General features: G+C 66.3%; 13 protein-coding genes and 2 pseudogenes. 12 read left to right on the top strand and 3 right to left on the bottom strand.

Annotated features, from left to right (window positions below):
• Positions 1–19: 19 nt before the first annotated feature.
• Positions 20–1,612, top strand: a complete 1,593-nt coding sequence (purH, locus tag KXJ60_RS06800) for a bifunctional phosphoribosylaminoimidazolecarboxamide formyltransferase/IMP cyclohydrolase (protein WP_291125621.1) — start codon at positions 20–22, stop codon at positions 1,610–1,612.
• A gap of 68 nt (positions 1,613–1,680) precedes the next feature.
• On the opposite strand, the gene hemL is transcribed toward purH, so the two are convergent.
• On the bottom strand, positions 1,681–2,988 hold the full coding sequence (hemL, locus tag KXJ60_RS06795) for a glutamate-1-semialdehyde 2,1-aminomutase (RefSeq protein WP_291125531.1): 1,308 nt from the start codon (positions 2,986–2,988) through the stop codon (positions 1,681–1,683).
• A gap of 9 nt (positions 2,989–2,997) precedes the next feature.
• Positions 2,998–3,939 carry a bifunctional hydroxymethylpyrimidine kinase/phosphomethylpyrimidine kinase gene (locus tag KXJ60_RS06790; protein WP_291125528.1) on the bottom strand — a complete coding sequence of 314 codons (942 nt, stop codon included), beginning with the start codon at positions 3,937–3,939 and terminating at the stop codon, positions 2,998–3,000.
• Between the two features lie 151 nt (positions 3,940–4,090).
• On the opposite strand from KXJ60_RS06790, the gene KXJ60_RS06785 reads away from it, so the two are divergent.
• The 6 genes from KXJ60_RS06785 (at position 4,091) to KXJ60_RS06760 (ending at position 14,141) form a co-directional block, all read left to right on the top strand.
• Entirely contained in the window at positions 4,091–4,264 is a 174-nt protein-coding gene (locus tag KXJ60_RS06785) for a rubredoxin (RefSeq protein WP_291120767.1), read from the top strand.
• Positions 4,265–4,354: 90 nt separating this feature from the next.
• The gene (locus tag KXJ60_RS06780) at positions 4,355–4,750 is read left to right on the top strand and encodes a response regulator (RefSeq protein WP_291125525.1); all 396 of its coding nucleotides are present in this window, start codon (positions 4,355–4,357) and stop codon (positions 4,748–4,750) included.
• Positions 4,750–5,115, top strand: coding sequence for a response regulator (locus tag KXJ60_RS06775; protein WP_291125524.1), 366 nt, complete (start codon positions 4,750–4,752; stop codon positions 5,113–5,115). Before KXJ60_RS06780 ends, KXJ60_RS06775 begins: the two co-directional genes overlap by 1 nt.
• A gap of 29 nt (positions 5,116–5,144) precedes the next feature.
• Positions 5,145–5,684, top strand: a complete 540-nt coding sequence (locus KXJ60_RS06770) for a chemotaxis protein CheW (RefSeq protein WP_291125522.1) — start codon at positions 5,145–5,147, stop codon at positions 5,682–5,684.
• A 63-nt stretch (positions 5,685–5,747) separates the two neighbouring features.
• Positions 5,748–7,991 carry a methyl-accepting chemotaxis protein gene (locus tag KXJ60_RS06765; protein ID WP_291125520.1) on the top strand — a complete coding sequence of 748 codons (2,244 nt, stop codon included), beginning with the start codon at positions 5,748–5,750 and terminating at the stop codon, positions 7,989–7,991.
• A 36-nt stretch (positions 7,992–8,027) separates the two neighbouring features.
• Positions 8,028–14,141 (top strand): Hpt domain-containing protein, encoded by a 6,114-nt coding sequence (locus KXJ60_RS06760; RefSeq protein WP_291125518.1) that lies wholly within the window; start codon positions 8,028–8,030, stop codon positions 14,139–14,141.
• Between the two features lie 18 nt (positions 14,142–14,159).
• On the opposite strand, the gene KXJ60_RS06755 is transcribed toward KXJ60_RS06760, so the two are convergent.
• On the bottom strand, positions 14,160–15,659 hold the full coding sequence (locus KXJ60_RS06755; protein ID WP_291125516.1) for a deoxyribodipyrimidine photo-lyase: 1,500 nt from the start codon (positions 15,657–15,659) through the stop codon (positions 14,160–14,162).
• Between the two features lie 64 nt (positions 15,660–15,723).
• Between KXJ60_RS06755 and KXJ60_RS06750 the strand changes: the two genes are divergently transcribed.
• From KXJ60_RS06750 to KXJ60_RS06730, 5 genes and pseudogenes are all read left to right on the top strand, one after another.
• The gene (locus KXJ60_RS06750; RefSeq protein ID WP_291125514.1) at positions 15,724–16,311 is read left to right on the top strand and encodes a YqgE/AlgH family protein; all 588 of its coding nucleotides are present in this window, start codon (positions 15,724–15,726) and stop codon (positions 16,309–16,311) included.
• 80 nt (positions 16,312–16,391) lie between these two features.
• Positions 16,392–16,766 (top strand): Holliday junction resolvase RuvX, encoded by a 375-nt coding sequence (gene ruvX / locus KXJ60_RS06745; RefSeq protein ID WP_291125512.1) that lies wholly within the window; start codon positions 16,392–16,394, stop codon positions 16,764–16,766.
• Positions 16,763–17,287, top strand: coding sequence for a bifunctional pyr operon transcriptional regulator/uracil phosphoribosyltransferase PyrR (pyrR, locus tag KXJ60_RS06740; protein WP_291125511.1), 525 nt, complete (start codon positions 16,763–16,765; stop codon positions 17,285–17,287). Before ruvX ends, pyrR begins: the two co-directional genes overlap by 4 nt.
• Positions 17,288–17,295: 8 nt before the next feature.
• Positions 17,296–18,249, top strand: a pseudogene (locus tag KXJ60_RS06735) (aspartate carbamoyltransferase catalytic subunit); the annotation flags it as partial.
• A 93-nt stretch (positions 18,250–18,342) separates the two neighbouring features.
• Positions 18,343–19,042 (top strand): annotated as a pseudogene (locus tag KXJ60_RS06730) (dihydroorotase); the annotation flags it as partial.

Below are 19,042 nucleotides of genomic sequence, written 5' to 3'. Positions count from 1 at the left end.
TTCAAAAACCACCAAGACCCTGCTCATGCGCGCACTCATCTCCGTCTCCGACAAGACCGGCATCGTCGAACTCGCCCAGGCCCTTCACGGGCTCGGTGTGGCCCTCATCTCCACCGGCGGCACCGCCAAACTGCTGGCCGACAAAGGCTTGCCCGTTACCGAAGTGGCCGAGGTCACCGGTTTCCCCGAGATGCTCGATGGCCGCGTGAAGACGCTGCATCCCAAAGTGCATGGCGGCTTGCTCGCCCGCCGCGATCTGCCCGAGCACATGGCCGCGCTCAAGACGCACGGCATCGACACCATCGACCTGCTCATCGTCAACCTCTATCCGTTTGAGGCCACCGTGGCCAAGGCCGGATGCACGCTGGAAGACGCGATCGAGAACATCGACATTGGCGGCCCCGCCATGGTGCGCAGCGCGGCCAAGAACTGGAAGGACGTGGCGGTGCTCACCGATGCCGCGCAATACGCGGGTGTGATCGACGAGCTCAAGGCCAGCGGCAAGCTCAGCGACAAGACGCGCTTCGCGCTGTCGGTGGCGGCGTTCAACCGCATCAGCAACTACGACGCGGCCATCAGCGACTACCTCTCCTCCATCGCATTCGAAGACGATGCCAGCGTGCCCCGGCGCAGCGAATACCCCGCGCAGAGCAATGGGCGCTTCGTCAAGCTGCAGGACCTGCGCTACGGTGAGAACCCGCACCAGAGCGCCGCCTTCTACCGCGACCTGCATCCCGCGCCCGGCTCGCTCGTGACGGCCAGGCAGCTGCAGGGCAAGGAGCTGAGCTACAACAACATTGCCGACGCCGATGCGGCGTGGGAATGCGTCAAGAGCTTTGATGTGCCCGCCTGCGTGATCGTCAAACACGCCAACCCCTGCGGTGTGGCCGTGGGCAAAGACGCGCTGGAGGCCTACAGCAAGGCCTTCCAGACCGATCCCACCAGCGCCTTCGGCGGCATCATCGCGCTCAACCGCGTGCTCGACGGCGCTGGCGCGCAGGCGATCAGCAAGCAGTTCGTCGAGGTGCTCATGGCGCCCGGCTACACGCCCGAAGCGCTCGAAGTCTTCAAGGCCAAGGCCAATGTGCGTGTGCTCGAAATCGCACTGCCGCCTGGAGGCCCGACCGCCTGGGACAAGGGCCTGAACCTCAGCGACGTGAAGCGCGTGGGCTCAGGCTTGCTGATCCAGAGCGCCGACAACCACGTGCTGCAGCGCGCCGACCTCAAGGTGGTGACGAAGCTGCAGCCGAGTGAGCAGCAACTCGACGACCTGCTGTTCGCCTGGAAGGTGGCGAAGTTCGTGAAGTCCAACGCCATCGTGTTCTGCAAGGACGGTATGACGATGGGGGTGGGCGCGGGTCAGATGAGTCGTCTGGATTCCGCGCGCATCGCCAGCATCAAGGCCGGCCACGCGAAGCTGAGTTTGCAAGGCACGGCGGTGGCCAGCGACGCCTTTTTCCCGTTCCGCGACGGTCTGGATGTGGTGGTGGATGCGGGCGCGACCTGCGTGATCCAGCCCGGCGGCTCGATGCGCGACCAGGAAGTCATCGACGCCGCTGACGAGCGCGGCGTGGTGATGGTGTACTCAGGCGTGCGCCACTTCCGGCATTGAGCGTTTTCACCCAAGGAAAAAAGGCCGCTGGGACATCAGCGGCCTTTTTCTTTGGGCTGTCCGGTGCTTCACCGGGGCAGCGTTTTGAACACGTCTCGTGCAGCCGCCACGGTGTCGGCGATGTCCTGCGCCGTGTGCGCCGCGCTCACGAAGCCCGCTTCGTACAACGCGGGTGCGATGTACACGCCGCGGTCGAGCAATCCGTGGAAGAGGTGGTTGAAGCGCGGGCCGTCGGTCGTCATGACCTTGGCGTAGTTTTGCGGCAGCTCATCAAACAGGAAGAAGCCGAACATGCCGCCTTCGCTGTCACCGCTGAGCGCCACGCCCTCAGCCGCTGCAGCGCCCTTGAGGCCTTCCACCAGCGAGCGCGTGGTGGCCGACAGCGCTTCGTAAAAGCCGGGCTTGCTGATTTCCTTCAACGTGGCGAGACCGCAGGCGGTGGCCACGGGGTTGCCCGACAACGTGCCAGCCTGGTAGACGCCACCCAGCGGTGCCAGCTGCTCCATGACCGCGCGCTTCGCGCCAAAGGCGGCCAGCGGCATGCCGCCGCCGATGACCTTGCCCATCACCGTCATGTCGGGCTCGAACCCCGGGATCAGTCGGGCGTACACGCTTTGCGCGCCGCCCAGCGCCACGCGGAACCCCGTCATGACTTCGTCGAAGGCCAGCAGCGCACCGTGCTGGGTGCACAGTTCGCGGCAACGTTTCATGAACGGCACGCTGGCGCGCACAAAGTTCATGTTGCCGGCAATGGGTTCGATCATCAGGCAGGCCACTTCGGGACCGTGCTCGGTGAAAGCCGCTTCGAGCTGTTCGAGGTTGTTGTACTCCAGCACGATGGTGTGCTGAACGACCTCGGGCGGCACGCCGGCACTGGTCGGGTTGCCGAAGGTGGCCAGGCCCGATCCAGCTTTCACCAGCAGCGCGTCGGCATGGCCGTGGTAACAGCCTTCGAACTTGATGATCTTCTTGCGCCCGGTTGCGCCCCTGGCCAGGCGGATCGCGCTCATGCCCGCCTCGGTGCCCGAGCTCACCAGCCGCACCATGTCGATGCTGGGCACCAGCCGGATGATGGCCTCGGCCAACTCCACTTCGCGCTCGGTGGGCGCGCCATACGAGAAACCTTCGAGCACTGCTTTCTGCACGGCTTCCACCACGGCCGGGTGGCCGTGGCCGAGGATCATCGGGCCCCACGAGCCGATGTAGTCGATGTAGCGCTGGTCGTTGGCGTCCCAGAAATATGCGCCCTGCGCACGCTGCACAAAGCGCGGTGTGCCCCCCACCGCCCGAAAGGCGCGCACAGGTGAATTCACGCCGCCTGGGATCAGGGCCTTGGCGCGTTCAAAGAGTTGCAGGTTGCGGTCGGTCGTGGTCATGTTTGAAGCTCAGTGTCGTGTGGTGTCGAGCGGAAAGGCGTCGGCGTCCAGCGTGCTGTCAGGTGGCGTCTCGGAGGTCGCTGCGTCCTCGGCACCATCGTCGTCGTGCGCCCAGAACAGGCGATCGGGCACCGCGTGGCCCATGCCGGGCTGGAAGCCGGCGTCCAGACATTGGTCGAGGTACGTCAGTGCTTCAGCGCACGCCGACTGCAGGTCGCTGCCGCCCGCGATGAGCGCGCACAGTGCGGCCGACAGTGTGTCCCCTGCGCCCGTGAAGGTGGCCTCGAAGCGCTCGTAGCGGGCGGTGGCCAGCACGGCTTCCGGGGACGCCAGATGGCTCTCGAGGTATTGGTCCGCTGCGTTGAAGCCGGTGACCAGTGTGTACGGCACGCCGTGCACCGCTGCAGCGCGGGCGACATCGCGGGGGCTGGGCGCCCGGTCGCCTTCCCACTCGGGCAAAAGCCAGCGGCACAGCGTGCTGTGGTTGCCCACCAGCACGGTGGTCTGTGGCAGCAGCAGTTCGGCGCACGCATCCAGGTAGGTTTCAATGGCCAGCTCGTCCCACCACGAGAGATCGGGCATGTAGGTGATCACGGGCACTTCGGCGTAGTCGGTCGTGATCTCTGCGATGGCGCTCAGGTTTTCGGGGCTGCCCACAAAGCCGACCTTGAAGGCCTGTACGGGCATGTCCTCCAGTGCGCAGCGCGCCTGGTCCACGACGGCCTCTTCGTCGAAGGCGATGTGGTCGTGGATCTCGGAGGTGTCGCGAACATAGGCGCCCGTGACGATGGGCAACACATGCGCCGATGCGCTCGACATGGCCGTGATGTCTGCGCTCAGGCCGCCTGCGCCGCTGGGGTCGCTGGTGTTGAAGGTCATCACGCAGGGCAGCGAAGTGTCTCCAGGCTGTTCGCCCGTTGCAGGCGCTGAAGAGGCAGGTGTATCGGGCATGGTTCTCAGGAAGGGCAGGGTGAAGACGTAGAGGCCCGAGACGGGTTCCGCGCAGCGCCGGACGTGATCGACAGCCGGCGCAACTGGCTTGCGGAGCGGCACATATGGCTCGATACAATGATTGCATTCTAAGACAATGACCCCTATAACCATGACCGAAACCAAGACTTGGATGTGCCTGATCTGCGGCTGGATTTACGACGAAGCTGCAGGCGCTCCCGAGCATGGTGTGGCCGCTGGCACCCCATGGGCTGAGGTGCCGATGAACTGGACCTGCCCCGAATGCGGCGCCCGCAAAGAAGACTTTGAAATGGTGCAGATCTGAGCTTCATTCGGCGCACCTGATGGTTTCATGGCGGGTCCGGTCGCCCGGTCTTGCTCTCCTCGTTCTGTCCATCTCTGGAGCTAGTGAAACGTGAGCACAACGCCTGCCCTCAAAGTTCTGGTGGTTGACGACAGCAACACCATCCGCCGAAGCGCCGAAATTTTCCTCAAGCAGGGCGGGCACGAAGTGCTGCTGGCCGACGATGGTTTCGATGCCCTGGCCAAGATCAACGACTACCAGCCCGATCTGGTGTTCTGCGACATCCTGATGCCGCGTCTGGATGGGTACCAGACCTGCGCCATCATCAAACGCAACGCACGCTTCGCCGGCATTCCCGTGGTGATGCTGTCGTCCAAGGACGGCGTGTTCGACAAGGCTCGCGGACGCATGGTCGGCTCGCAGGACTACCTGACCAAACCCTTTACCAAAGATCAGCTGTTGCAAGCGGTGCAGCAGTTCGGTGCCAACCTAACCGGAGCAGTGTGATGCCCATTCGGAAAATCCTCGTGGTCGACGACTCGAAAACCGAGCTGATGGTGCTGTCCGACCTGCTGGGAAAAAACGGCTACACAGTGACCACCGCTGAGAATGCGGACGAGGCCTTTCGTCGGCTTGGCGAGGAAAAGCCCGACCTGATCCTCATGGACGTTGTGATGCCCGGTCAGAATGGGTTTCAACTCACGCGTGCCATCACGCGGGACCCTCAGTTCTCGAGCATTCCCATCGTCATGTGCACAAGCAAAAACCTGGAGACCGATCGCGTTTGGGGCATGCGCCAAGGGGCCCGTGACTACGTGACCAAGCCGGTAGACGCAGAAGAACTGCTGTCGAAGATTCGTGCTCTGGGTTGACCGCACCTAAGACCTGAACCTCACCGAGCATGGCCAAACGTCAATCACTCAAGGAACTTCAGGAACGATTGGCTCAGCGTTTGACGGCCGCCAAAACCGAAGCTGTCACTGCCACTTGGCTCGCGGTTGAAGCGGGTGGCCATCGCTACCTGCTGCCTCTGGTGCAGTCTGGCGAAATTTTTCCCTGGTCGGTGCTGCAGCGCGTGCCTTACACCAAGCCCTGGTACGCCGGGGTGGCGAGCCTGCGCGGTGGCCTGCATGGCGTGATCGATCTCGCGCGACTGGTCGAGACGACCCTTCACGCCCATGCACCGTCCGTGAATGACCGGGTGACCTCGGAGTCCCGGTTGGTCAGTCTCCACACGGCGCTGGGCGTGAACGCCGTGATCTGGATCGACCGCTTGCTGGGCTTGCGCAATCCCGCCATGTTTTCCGCCATCGGCGCGAATCCCCAGGGCGCCCCTTCTTATTTCACGCGCTCGCTGGTCGATGTGCAAGGCCAGTCCTGGCAAGAGCTGGACTTGCAGGTGCTCGTGACCGAACCCGAATTTCTGGCGATCGCCGCCTGAAGCTTGAACCCGCGGACCGCTTGGGTCCATTTGTCATTCTGTTTTCAGTTGGAAGGTGTTTACATGGCCATGCTTGATCGATTCCAGGGTCTCTTCAAGAAAAAAGCCGGCGATGAACCTGACCTGTCCAACGCCACCGACCAGGAGGTGGCCGAGCTGGCTGCGGCCCGGCTGGCGCCCGAGCTCTCGTCGGAAGGCCTGATCGACAGCCCGCAGGAGGAAGACAGCACGGATCGCACCGGTCACGTGAGCTTGCCGTTGCTGGGCAGCCGTCCTGCTGAACAGCACCAGCGTACGTTGGCCACGTTGCTTGCCATGGGTCTGGTGGTGCTGGGCGGCGTGACCTTCTTCGCTTTGAGCCAGACGGAGAAAGTGGGTCAGCAGGTGGCGGCCAGTGGCCAGGCGCTGATGCAGTCTCAACGGCTGGCCAAGAGCGTCTCGCAGGCCCTGATCGGCAGCCCGACCGCGTTCCCCGAAGTGCGTGACAGTTCGGACGTGATGGCCCGCACCGTGCGTGGCCTCAAGAGTGGTGACAACGACATGTCACTCGACGCGCTGGGCCCGCAGTATGCGGGGCAGCTGGAAGAGTTGCTGCCCAAGGTGGATCAGGCCGAGCGCAACGCGTCGGCTGTTCTCGCCCAGCAGAACATCCTGACGCAGGTGGGCAACGCATTGCGCACCATCAACCGTCAGTCGTCGGATCTGCTGGAAATTGCAGAGACCATTTCTTCGCTGAAGCTGCAGCAGAACGCGCCCGCCGCAGAAATTTCCGCTTCGGGTCAGCTGGTGATGCTGACGCAGCGCATCGGCAAATCGGCCAACGAGTTCCTGACGATGGAGGGCGTGAGTCCGGAAGCGGTGTTCCTGCTCGGCAAGGACTTGAACACCTTCAAGGAAATTTCCGAGGGCCTGCTCAAGGGCAGTGACGAGTTGCGTCTGGCGGCGGCGCGCGACCCCCAGGTGCGTGAACGTCTGGATGCCCTGCTCAAGTTGTACGAAGCCACGCGCGTGGAAGCGGGCGCCATTCTGGGCAACCTGCAGGGTCTGGTGTCGGCGCGTGAGGCGCAGGCCAGCATCATTGCGGACAGCGAGCCCCTGCGGTTGAGTCTGGAGAAGCTGCAGGGCGACCTGTCCTCGCGCTCCGGCTTGGGTGGTGGCGAGCTGCTGGCCCTGTTGTTGTCGGCCTTGTTCGCACTCGCCTGCGCGGGTGGTCTGGCGTATGTGCAGCTGCTCGACAGCCGTCAGCGCCAGTCTGTGGCGGAGTCGCAGCGACTCGCCGCAGAGTCGCTGGAGCAGGATGCCAAGCGCGTCAACGATGCCAACCAGGCCGCCATTCTTCGCCTGATGAACGAACTGCAGACGGTGGCTGAAGGCGATCTGACGCAGGAAGCCACCGTGACCGAAGACATCACCGGCGCCATCGCCGACTCGGTGAACTACACGGTGGAAGAACTGCGCTCGCTGGTGGGCAACGTGCAGGCCACGGCCACGCGCGTGGCGCAAACGACGTCGGCGGTGGAAAGCACCTCCACCGAACTGTTGGCGGCCTCCACCGAACAGCTGCGCGAGATTCGCGAAACCGGTCAGTCGGTGCTGGACATGGCGCAGCGCATCAACCAGGTGTCTGGTCAGGCGCAGGAATCGGCGACAGTGGCCCGTGCATCGCTGCAGGCGGCCGAGTCCGGTCTGCAGGCCGTGCAGGACGCCATCGGCGGTATGAACGCCATTCGCGACCAGATTCAGGAGACCTCCAAGCGCATCAAGCGACTGGGTGAGTCGTCGCAAGAGATTGGCGAAATCACGGAGCTGATTTCCGACATTACCGAGCAGACCAACGTGCTGGCGCTCAACGCCGCCATCCAGGCGGCATCGGCCGGTGAAGCCGGTCGCGGCTTCTCGGTGGTGGCGGAAGAAGTGCAGCGGCTGGCCGAGCGCTCGGCGGACGCCACGCGCCAGATTTCGGCGCTGGTGAAAGCGATTCAGACCGACACGCAGGACGCGGTGGCCGCCATGGAGCGCTCCACGCAGGGTGTGGTGGAAGGGGCCAAGCTGTCGGACAACGCGGGTACCGCGCTCTCCGAGATCGACCGCGTGTCGCGCCGGCTCGCCGAGCTGATTGAACAGATTTCTGGCGCTGCATCGCGCGAAGCCGATTCCGCCAACGAAGTGGCCGGCAACATTCAGCACATCTTTGCCGTGACGGAGCAGACCGGCGAGGGCACGCGCTCCACGGCATCGCAGGTGCGCGAGCTCTCCGCCATGGCCGAGGAACTGCGTCAGTCGGTGGCCCGATTCAAGATTGCCTGAGTCCGGTCCGCGTCCGCGTCAACCCACTGGAAGAACATGCTCGACACTGCCATCGACACCGACAGCCTGCAGGCGGACGCGCCGACGACCGATCTCGGCCCTCTGGCGTGGGTCTTCGAGGAGCTGCGCAAGTCGCTTGACGGCGCCAACAAGGCCATCAAGCGTTTTGTGCGGGAGACCGAACAATCCCGCAACAACGACCTCGAGGCGGTCGATCCTGGTTCGCTGCGCCTGGCGCGCCAGCAGCTGCATCAGGCGGTGGGCGCTCTTGAGATGGTGGGTCTGGGCGCGCCTGCCCAAGTGCTGCGAGCCATGGAGGCGGCGGTCCAGCGGTTTGTGCAGCGTCCCAATACCTGCACCGAAGAGGCCGCAGGCAAGGTCGAGCGCGCCAGCTTCGCCTTGATCGAGTACCTGGAGGCGGTGCTCAACAACAAGCCGGTGCAGCCTGTGGCCCTGTTTGCGCAGTACCGCGACGTGCAGGAGCTCGCTGCGGCCGAGCGCGTGCACCCGGCCGACCTGTGGCCTTTCGAACACCGTGGCAAAGACATGGCGGCCGCTGCCGACGCGACACCGCTGGCCTGCAACGCAGCGATCCGCTCGCTGTTCGATCGCCTGGTGCTCCTGGTGGTCAAGACGCAGAGTGCCGCCGCTGCCCAGCAGCTGTCCAAGCTGTGTGGCGGGCTCTCTGCCGGCGCCACAGACGTGCGTGTGCGCACGTTCTGGCGGGTGTCTGCCGCTTATTTCGAGGCGGTGGCGCACCGTCTGCTGCCGCCCGACGTCTTCGTCAAACGGGCCACCTCCCGCATCCTGCTGCAGTTGGTCAACCTCACGCAGAACAAGCCGCAGGTGTCGGAGACGCTGCTGCACGACCTGCTGTTTTTCTGTGCCCAGCCCGCTGCGGTCTCTGCAAGCACCACGCCGCACTTGGCGGCGGTGCGCGAGGCCTTCGGCCTGGGCAGGCTCCCGCCTGTGGACTACCACCAGGCCACGCTGGGTCGCTACGACCCGGCGGTGCTGGCGCAGGCACGCAAGCGCATCCATGCCGCCAAGGAAGTCTGGTCGCTGTACGCGGGCGGTGACGCCAGTCGCAGCCGCCAGGTGGCTGATCAATTCAGCTTGATTGGCGATTCGTTGTTGAAGCTGCACCCCGCCAGCACCGTGCTGGCCCAGGCGCTGGTGAAAGCCGCCGATCAGGCGGTGCATGAAGCCGGCGGCGTGCGCGCCGAACTGGCGATGGAAGTGGCCACCACCACCCTGTACCTCGAAGCCGCCTTTGAAGATTTCGACCCCAGCGCGCCTGAACTGACCGAGCGCACCCTGGCGTTGGCCGAGCGGCTCGAAGGGGTGCTCGCAGGCCAGCCCGCGCAGCCGCTGGAAGCCTGGATGGAGCACCTCTACCGGCGTGTGAGCGACCGCCAGACCATGGGCAGCGTGGTGGGCGAACTCAAGGTCTCGCTGGGCGAGGTGGAGAAATCACTCGACCAGTTCTTCCGTGCGCCACAGGAAAAATCCGGGCTGCACGTGGCTGCATCCCAGCTGGCGCAGATGCGCGGCGTGCTTTCCGTGCTCGGTCTGGATCAGGCGGTGCACACGGTGGTCCGCATGCGCACCACCGTCGAGCAGATTCTCGACACCGAAGTGGACGAGGCCATGGCCCGCGAGGCAGGCACGTTCCAGCAACTGGGCAACAACCTCAGTGCGTTGAGCTTCCTGGTGGACATGCTCAACTACCAGCCCGCGCTGGCCAAGAAGCTGTTTGTGTTTGACGACGACAAGGGCGAGTTGCTGCCGCTGATGGGCCGCACCCTGGGTGCCAGCGAGCTGGACCAGCCTGCGCGTGCCGAAGCCCAGGCCATCAGCGATGGCGTGCAGCGCGTGGTGGATGGCGTGCAGGGCGGCCTGAGTCTGGTGGACCTGAGCGAACAGCTCGATTCGCTGGCCGATCAGGCGTCGCTGGCCGAGCAGTCTGGCGTGGCGCGTGCCGCGCGCGAAGCGGCCGAGGCCGTGGTGAAGGACGACGCCGTCGCTGGTGCACAAGCCCTGATGGGGCTGTCTGAATCGTCGGTGGCAGGGCAGCCGTCCGCGCCCGAGGCGTTGAGCGAGGACGACGCGCACGACAACGACGAAGACGATCTGCTGGACATCTTCCTGGAAGAAGCCCGCGAAGTGGTCGCCAATGGCCTGGAGGCCGTGTCCCACCTGCGGGAGCATCCGGGCGATCTTGAACACCTCACCACCTTGCGCCGGGCGTTCCACACCCTCAAGGGCAGCTCGCGCATGGTGGGCCTGGACGAGTTCGGCGAAGCCGCATGGGCCATGGAGCAATTGCTCAATACCGTGCTGGCTGAACAGCGCCCCGCCAGCTCGGAGCTTCTCGCCCTGGCGGGTGAGGCCATGACCGCATTCGGTCGCTGGGTGGACGACATCACGGCACGCCAGGAATCGGGCTGGCGCTCGCAGCCTTTTCGCGCCAGTGCCGAGGCCTTGCGCGAGCAGGGCGTGCACCTGCCGCTGGCATCCCCCGGCGCGCCGCACAGCGTGCCGGTCGCGGCGGCGGCCGAGGTCTCCCTGCCAGACGCGATCGCGCCCGCCGAATCCACAGACCCGCAAGAGGCTGTGGCCGAGCCGACGTTCGATCTGAACCTCGAAGCCGTTTCTGCCGCAGCCGCTGCCGCTGCCGCCGCCCCGGCAGCTCTGGTGAACGAAGCGCCCGTCGAAGACTTCGCGCCCACGAACGCCCTTGAGCAGTCCAGCGAGCTGGGCGAGCCGGATCACACACCACCCAGCGGTGAAGCCTTGCTCGCCGACATCGATTTCGGCAGCCTCGCCGCCTTGTCGACCAGCGCGCAATCCGCGGCGGGTGCGGCCTTGCTGCCCCAGGCCACCGATGCGCTGCCCGTCCTTGAGACCCCTCACGATGGGCCGGACGACGTTAGCCCGAGCCACGCGAGCACCGAGCTCGTGGAGCCGGAGGTCGTGCAACCCGAGGTGGCGGATTCCGAAGTCAAGGCAGACGATGCCCAGGAAGAACAGGCCCAGGAAGACCAGGCCCAGGAAGACGAGGCACCTGCCTCCGTCGCCCTGGAGGTGGTGCAATCCGTGGAGCCTGTCGACGTGCCCGAGGTCGAGAGCCTGCCGGACGAACAGACGAAGGTCATCGGCCCGCTGCGCATCGGCATCAAGCTCTACAACGTGTACCTCAACGAAGCCGACGAATGGTCGCGCCGTTTGAGCACGGTGCTGGCGGAGTGGGCGCTGGAGCGCCACGAGCCTGTGCCCGAGCAGGCCGAGGCGCTGGCGCATTCGCTGGCGGGCAGTTCGGCCACGGTCGGGTTCCAGCCGTTGTCCGATATCGCGCGGGCGCTGGAGCACGCGATCGAATCGGTCAGCCGGCACCAGCAGGCCGGCCAGCCAGCCACCGCCGAGCAGGCGCAACTGTTCGTTGAAGCGTCAGACGACATCCGCCGGCTGCTGCACCAGTTCGCCGCCGGTTTCCTGAAAGACCCCCATCCCGAGTTGATGGATGCGCTGTACCGTGTCGTGCACGACCCGCAGCCTGAGCTGCCGGACACCTCACTCGATGCGGATGCGCCTGCGCAGGAGGATGCCGCAGCCGCTGCGCCCGAGTTGGATCCCGAACCCGTGCCGCACGCGCAGCCGCAGGCCGACGAGGCGCCCGTGCTGGCCCTGACCGGCTTTGAAGTGCCCGGGCGCACCGAGCCCGCGCCCAGCTTCACCGCCCCGCATGCCGACACGAGCCGTGTGCACCAGGGCGCCGTGCAGGACATCGACGACGACATCGACGCGATGGACACCGTCGACGTCGACCTTTTCCCCATCTTTGCCGAAGAAGCCCAGGAGCTGATGCCCCAGCTGGGCGGCGCCTTGCGCCAGTGGGTGGCGCGCCCGGACAACGCCAGCGCGCGCGCCGAGGTGCTGCGCAATCTGCACACGCTCAAGGGCAGTGCCCGCCTGGCGGGCGCGCTGCGACTGGGCGAAATGGCGCACCGCATGGAAACCTCCGCCGAGCGGCTGGGCTCCGACCTGCAGCGCGGTGCCGACCTGGAACCGTTGCAAGCCGCCTTCGACGCCATCAGCGCGCGCTTCGAGCAACTGCGCCACGCCGACGCCGAGATTGTCGAGATCGTCCAGCCCGCACCGGAACCTGCGCCCTTGCAGGCCGCACCCGAAGTTGCCGCTGCCGTGGCGCCCGATGCGGTGGCCAGCGATACCGGCGGCCTCACGGGCATCACCTTGCCGCAGGCCCCCACCTTGTTGCAGGCGCGCGCGGGTGCCGCCGTGCGCGTTCGCCCCGAACTGCTGGACCGCCTGGTCAACCAGACCGGTGAAGTCATGATCACGCGCTCGCGCATGGAGTCCGAGCTCGTCACCCTGCGCGGCTCGCTGAAAGACCTCACGGGCAACCTGGACCGCCTGCGCGGCCAGCTGCGCGACATCGAGTTGCAGGCCGAGACGCAGATGCAGTCGCGACTGGCGCAGGCGCGCGACGCCGACCAGTCGTTCGACCCACTCGAGTTCGACCGCTTCACCCGCGTGCAGGAACTCACCCGCATGATGGCCGAGTCGGTCAACGACGTGGCCACCGTGCAGCGCAACCTGCAGCGCGCCGTGGAGGCGACCGAAGACAGTCTGGTGGCTCAGGCGCGCCAGACGCGCGAGCTGCAGCGCGACCTGCTGCGCACGCGCATGGTGGAATTCGAAGGCATCTCCGAGCGCCTGTACCGCGTGGTGCGCCAGGCGTCGAAGGAAACCGGCAAGCAGGTGCGGCTGGACATCACCGGCGGCAACATCGAAATGGACCGCGGCGTGCTGGACCGCATGACCGGTGCGTTCGAGCACTTGCTGCGCAACAGCGTCGTGCACGGCATTGAAGCGCCGCAGGCGCGTCAGCAGGCGGGCAAACCAGCCGAAGGTCAGATCGAGATCGTGCTGGGCCATGAGCTCAACGACGTGTCGCTGGTGTTCACCGACGACGGCGCGGGCCTGGATCTTGTGCGTTTGCGCGAAAAAGGCGTGGCACAAGGGCTGATCGAGCCCGGTGCCCAGCTGAGCGACGAAGAGGCTGCGCAGCTGGTGTTCGAGCCGGGACTGAGCACGGCGCGCGAAGTCTCGGAGCTCGCGGGCCGTGGCATCGGCATGGACGTGGTGCGCAGCGACGTGGTGGCACTCGGTGGCCGCATCGAGACCGCCACCCAGGCGGGCCAGGGCAGCAGTTTCAAACTCGTGCTGCCGCTCACCACGGCGGTGACGCAGGTGGTGATGCTGCGCGCGGGATCGCTCACGGTGGGCGTGCCCTCCAACCTGGTCGAAGTGGTTCGCCGCTTGAGCGACGACGAACTGGCCAAGGCCTATGCCAGCGGCCACCTCAACGTCGCTGGCGAAGAGGTGCCTTTCTACTGGTCGGGTGCGCTGTTGCAGTCATCCACCCATTCCAGTGAAACCCAGGGCCGCACCAAGGCGGTGGTGATCTTCCGAAGCGCGGCGCAGCGTGTGGCGCTGCACGTGGACGAAGTGCTGGGCAACCAGGAAGTCGTGGTCAAGAACCTGGGCGCGCAGCTCTCGCGCTTGCCGGGCCTGGCGGGCATGTCGGTGCTGGCGTCGGGCGCTGTGGCGCTGATTTACAACCCGGTGGCCCTGGCCACGGTGTATGGCGCGCAGGTGCCTGAGTGGGTGGCGCAGCAGCGCGCGGCCGCGCCGCAAGCCGGTGCGTCGGGCGATGCGCTGGCGCCCACCGCCGTTGAGGTCAATGCCGTGCCGCTGGTGCTGGTGGTGGACGACTCCATCACCGTGCGCCGCGTCACGCAGCGCCTGCTGCAGCGCGAGGGCTACCGCGTGACGCTGGCGGCCGACGGCTTGCAGGCGCTGGAGAAACTGCAGGCCGAGCGGCCGACCGTGGTGTTGTCCGACATCGAAATGCCGCGCATGGACGGCTTCGATCTGGTGCGCAACATCCGCAGCGACGTGCGCCTGTCCGACCTGCCGGTGATCATGATCACCTCGCGCATCGCGGAGAAGCACCGCGAGCACGCGCGCGAGCTCGGCGTGGACCACTACCTGGGCAAGCCCTACTCGGAAGACGAGCTGCTCGCCCTCATCGGTCACTACGCCAAGGCGGCTGCCGAGGCCTGAGTTCGACGCAGCGGGGTGTCAGCCCGGCGTCTTGCCGGGTTGCTTCACCACCGCGTACCGCAGCAGCGTGCGCTCGCGCGCCTCGGCATGGTCCACGATGGGCAGGGCGTAGGTCTCGCCCGGCACCACGCCGGCGGCGGCCAGCTCGATCGCGTTGGCCTTCCAGGGTGCGTGGATGGCGGCGTCGGGCAGGCTGGCGAGTTGCGGCAGGTAGCGGCGAATGAACTTGCCGCTGGGGTCGAACTTTTCACTCTGCGTCACCGGGTTGAAGATGCGGAACCAGGGTTGCGCATCGCAGCCGCTGGAACTGGCCCATTGCCAGCCCCCGTTGTTGGCCGCGAGATCGAAGTCGATCAGGTGGTCGGCAAAGTAACGCTCACCCCATTGCCAGTGGATGCCGAGGTCTTTCACCAGGAAGCTGGCCACCACCATGCGCAGGCGGTTGTGCATGTAGCCGGTCTGGTTGATCTGTGCCATGGCCGCGTCGACCAGGGGGAAGCCGGTGCGTCCCTCGCACCAGGCGGCAAACAGCTCCTTGGCGTGCTTGCCGTGCTCGAACTTGATGGCGTCGTACTCGGCCTTGAAAGCCTTCTCCACCACGTGCGGAAAATTGGCCAGCACCTGGTGGTAGAAGTCGCGCCAGATCAGTTCCGACAACCAGGTGCTGGCGCCCGCGATGCCCTGCAGGTGCATCTGGTAGGCGACCGAGGCGAGGTGCCGGATCGAGATGGTGCCAAAGCGCAGATGGGCGCTGAGGTAGCTCGGCCCTTTCACGGCGGGAAAGTTGCGCGCTTCGTCGTAGCGGTCGATGCGCTCGACGAAATCGTCAAACAGCTGGTGCGCGCCGCTGGCGCCGGTGGGCAGCGCGAGCTGCGACAGGTTGGAGGGCTCGAACCCGATGGCTGCGAGCGTGGGCACGGCCACCGCATGTTCGGCCGGCACCCCGGCCAGGTGCGCGGCGTACCTGGCCACCGGGTAGGCCTTCAGGTGAAAGGGCGTGATCGCCTTGAGCCAGGCGTTCTTGTAAGGCGTGAAAACGCCAAACGGATGCCCGGCCTGGGTGAGCACCTCGCGCCGCTCGAAGATCACATGGTCTTTGTGGCTGTGCAGCAGGATGCCGGCGTGCGCCAGGTCGCCAAACACCTTCGCATCGCGCGCCAGCGCGGCGGGCTCGTCGTCGTGGTTGGCAAACACCGCCTGGGCGCCGAGCTTTTGCGCCAGCGCCGGGATGGCTTGCGTGGCCGACGCGTGCAGCACGATCAGACCCACGCCCTCGGCACCGTTGTCGCGCCCCAGCGCGCGCAGGTTGTCGTCGAGTTCCACGAGCGCTTCGCGGATGAACTCCACGCGGCGGTCCTGGCGCAGGCCGCGCACCAGCAGGTCGTCCAGGATGTCGGTGTCGAACACGAACACGCACCACACCTGCCGGCATGCCTTGAGCGCGTGGTAAAGCGCTGCGTTGTCGTCGGCCCGCAGGTCGCGGCGAAACCACATCAGACCTTTGTCGTAGCTGTTCATGAGCAAGCGTGGGGTTGCCCCTGCGCGATGAGAGCCGGCAGGGTAGGCGGCTTAAAATCGCGCCATGTCTGCTGATTTTGCCCCCATCAATCTGACCAATCATTTCCTGATTGCGATGCCCGGCCTCAGCGACGAGCTATTTGGCCGCAGTGTGGTCTTCATGTGCGAGCACAGCGAGCGCGGCGCGCTGGGGCTGGTGATCAACAAGCCGAGCGACATCCTTCTTCCCCGCCTGTTTGAAAAGGTCGACCTGCCGATGGGCCGCGACGACCTCAACGAGCTGCCCGTGTTCCAGGGCGGTCCGGTGCAGACCGAGCGCGGCTTCGTGCTGCACGACGCCGTGTCGGGCGAGGGCGAATCGGTGTACGCCTCCACCCTGTCCATTCCCGGTGGCCTGGAAATGACCACTTCCAAGGACGTGCTGGAGGCCATGGCCTCGGGAGCGGGTCCGCGCCGCGTGTTCGTGTCGCTGGGGTATGCCTCGTGGGGGCAGGGCCAGCTTGAATCGGAAATCACCGAGAACAGCTGGCTCACGGTGGAGGCAGACCCTTCCCTGATCTTCGATGCGCCCGTGGCCGAGCGCTACGAACGCGCGATGGCGCTGCTGGGCCTGCAACCGTGGATGCTCTCGCCCGACGCGGGTCACGCATAGTGCTGGAGCCCGCCCGCCCCGCCTCCACACCGGTTGCCGCACCGCAGGGTGCCCGCCCTGAAGGCCCGGTGGCTGGCCAGATGTTTCTTGCATTTGATTTCGGCCTCAAGCGCACCGGCGTGGCCACGGGCAACCGCATCACGCGCAGCGCCACGCCGCAGGCCACCATTGCCGCCGAGGGCGATGCGCGCTTCGCGCAGATCGCCCAGCGTTTGAAAGAATGGCAGCCCGATGCCCTGGTGGTCGGCGTGCCGTACCACCCCGATGGCGCGCCCCATGAGAACACCGCGCGGGCGCTGAAGTTTGCGCGCCAGCTGCGGGGCCGCTACGGCCTGCCGGTGTTTGAAGTGGACGAGCGTTACAGCACCACCGAAGCCCACAGCCTGGGCGCCAAAGACGCCGACGCGGCGTCGGCCTGCATCATCCTGGAACAATTCTTGAGGAGCCTGCCTTGACGTTGCCGTCGTCCCCCCACCTGCCCGATGCCGAGGCGCTGTACAGCGAGCTGCTGCGCGGCGTGAAGCAGCTGCTGGCGTCTTCCCCCGTGTCGCTGTCGCTGGCGGGCATCACCTCGGGCGGCGCCTGGCTCGCCGAGCGCCTGCAGCGCGACCTCGGCCTCCCGGGCACCGCTGGTGTGATCTCGTCCAGCATGCACCGCGACGATTTCGCGCAGCGTGGCCTGGCCGCCAGCGCGCAGACCGCGCTGCCGTTTGATGTGAACGGCGCGCACGTGCTGCTGATCGACGATGTGCTCTACACCGGCCGCACGCTGCGCGCGGTGATCAACGAACTCTTCGACTACGGCCGCCCGGCCAGCGTGCGCCTGGCGGTGCTGGTGGACCGGGGCGGGCGCGAGCTGCCGATCCAGGCCGACGTCTGCGCCTTGCGCGTCGAGCTGCCGGCGGGCCAGTCGCTCGAACTCGCGCGCGACGAAGCCGCCCGCCTGAGCTTCGTGCTGGAAACCAAGGAAGCCTGACCGTGCAACGCCGAAACCCCCAGCTCAACAAGAACGGTGAACTCATTCACCTGCTGTCCACCGAAGGCCTCTCGCGCGACATCCTCACGCAGATCCTGGACACCGCCGCCAACTTCGTGAGCGTGAGCAACCGCGAGGTGAAGAAAGTGCCGCTGCTGCGCGGCAAGAGCGTGTTCAACCTGTTCTTCGAGAACAGCACACGCACGCGCACCACCTTCGAGATCGCGGCCACGCGGCTCTCGGCCGACGTGATCAACCTCGACATCGCGCGCAGCTCCACCGCCAAGGGCGAGTCGCTGCTCGACACCATCGCCAACCTGAGCGCGATGGCGGCCGACATCTTCGTCGTGCGGCACAGCGAGAGCGGCGCGCCCTACCTGATCGCGCAACACGTGGCGCCGCATGTGCACGTGGTCAACGCCGGCGACGGGCGCCACGCGCACCCCACGCAGGGCCTGCTCGACATGTACACGATCCGCCACTACAAGCACGACTTCACTAAGCTGTCGGTGGCCATCGTCGGCGACGTGCTGCACTCGCGCGTGGCCCGCTCCGACATCCACGCCCTCACCACGCTGGGCTGCCCCGACGTGCGCGTGGTCGGCCCGCGCACGCTGGTGCCCAGCGACCTCTCGCACATGGGCGTGCGCGTGTGCCACACCCTGGAAGAGGGCATCAAGGACTGCGACGTGGTGATCACGCTGCGCTTGCAGAACGAGCGCATGAGCGGCGCGCTGCTGCCGTCCAGCCAGGAGTATTTCAAGAGCTTTGGCTTGACGCCGGAGCGCCTGCGCTGGGCCAAACCGGATGCCATCGTCATGCACCCGGGCCCGATCAACCGGGGTGTGGAAATCGACTCGGCCGTGGTGGACGGGCCGCAGAGCGTGATCCTGCCGCAAGTCACCTACGGCATCGCGGTGCGCATGGCGGTGATGGGTATCGTGGCCGGCAATGAAGCTTGACCCCCACGCTCCACCGCTTCGCGGGTCGCTGCCCCCCGAGGGGGCGCGTTTCGCCGTGGGGCGGCCCGGCGGCGAAACCTATGAGGACCTAACGTGAAAATCCTGATTCAGAACGGCCGCGTCATGGACCCGGCCACCGGGCGCGACGAGATCGCCGACGTGGCCATTGCCGCGGGCCGCATCATCGCCATCGGCAACGTGGCACCCGACTTCCACGCGGCCCGCACCATCGACGCCACCGGCTGCGTGGTCGCGCCGGGGCTGGTGGATCTGGCGGTGCGCCTGCGCGAGCCCGGCCAGGAACACGCCGGCATGCTGGAGAGCGAAATGGCCGCGGCCGTGGCCGGTGGCGTCACCTCGCTGGTGTGCCCGCCCGACACCGACCCGGTGCTCGACGAACCGGGGCTGGTGGACATGCTCAAGTTCCGCGCCGAGAAGCTGCACCTGGCGCGGGTGTTCCCGCTGGGCGCACTCACGCGTGGCCTGCAGGGCGAGGTGCTCACCGAAATGGCCGAGCTCACCGAGTCCGGCTGCATCGGCTTTGGCCAGGCCGAGGTGCCCATCGTCAATGTGCAGGTGCTGCAGCGCGCGCTGCAGTACGCGGCCACCTTTGGCTACACCGTGTGGCTGCGCCCGCAGGACTTCTGGCTCGGCAAAGGTGTGGCCGCCAGCGGCCCGCTGGCCACGCGCCTGGGCCTCTCGGGCGTGCCGGCGGCTGCCGAAACCATTGCGCTGCACACACTGTTCGAGCTCATGCGCGGCGTGCAGGGCAAGACGCCCGGCAGCCCCAACG

The organism is Hydrogenophaga sp. (assembly GCF_019264445.1).
Lineage (GTDB): Bacteria > Pseudomonadota > Gammaproteobacteria > Burkholderiales > Burkholderiaceae_C > Hydrogenophaga.
The sequence above is the reverse complement of the archived record's forward strand: the minus strand, read 5'-3'. Positions and strand labels throughout refer to the sequence as shown.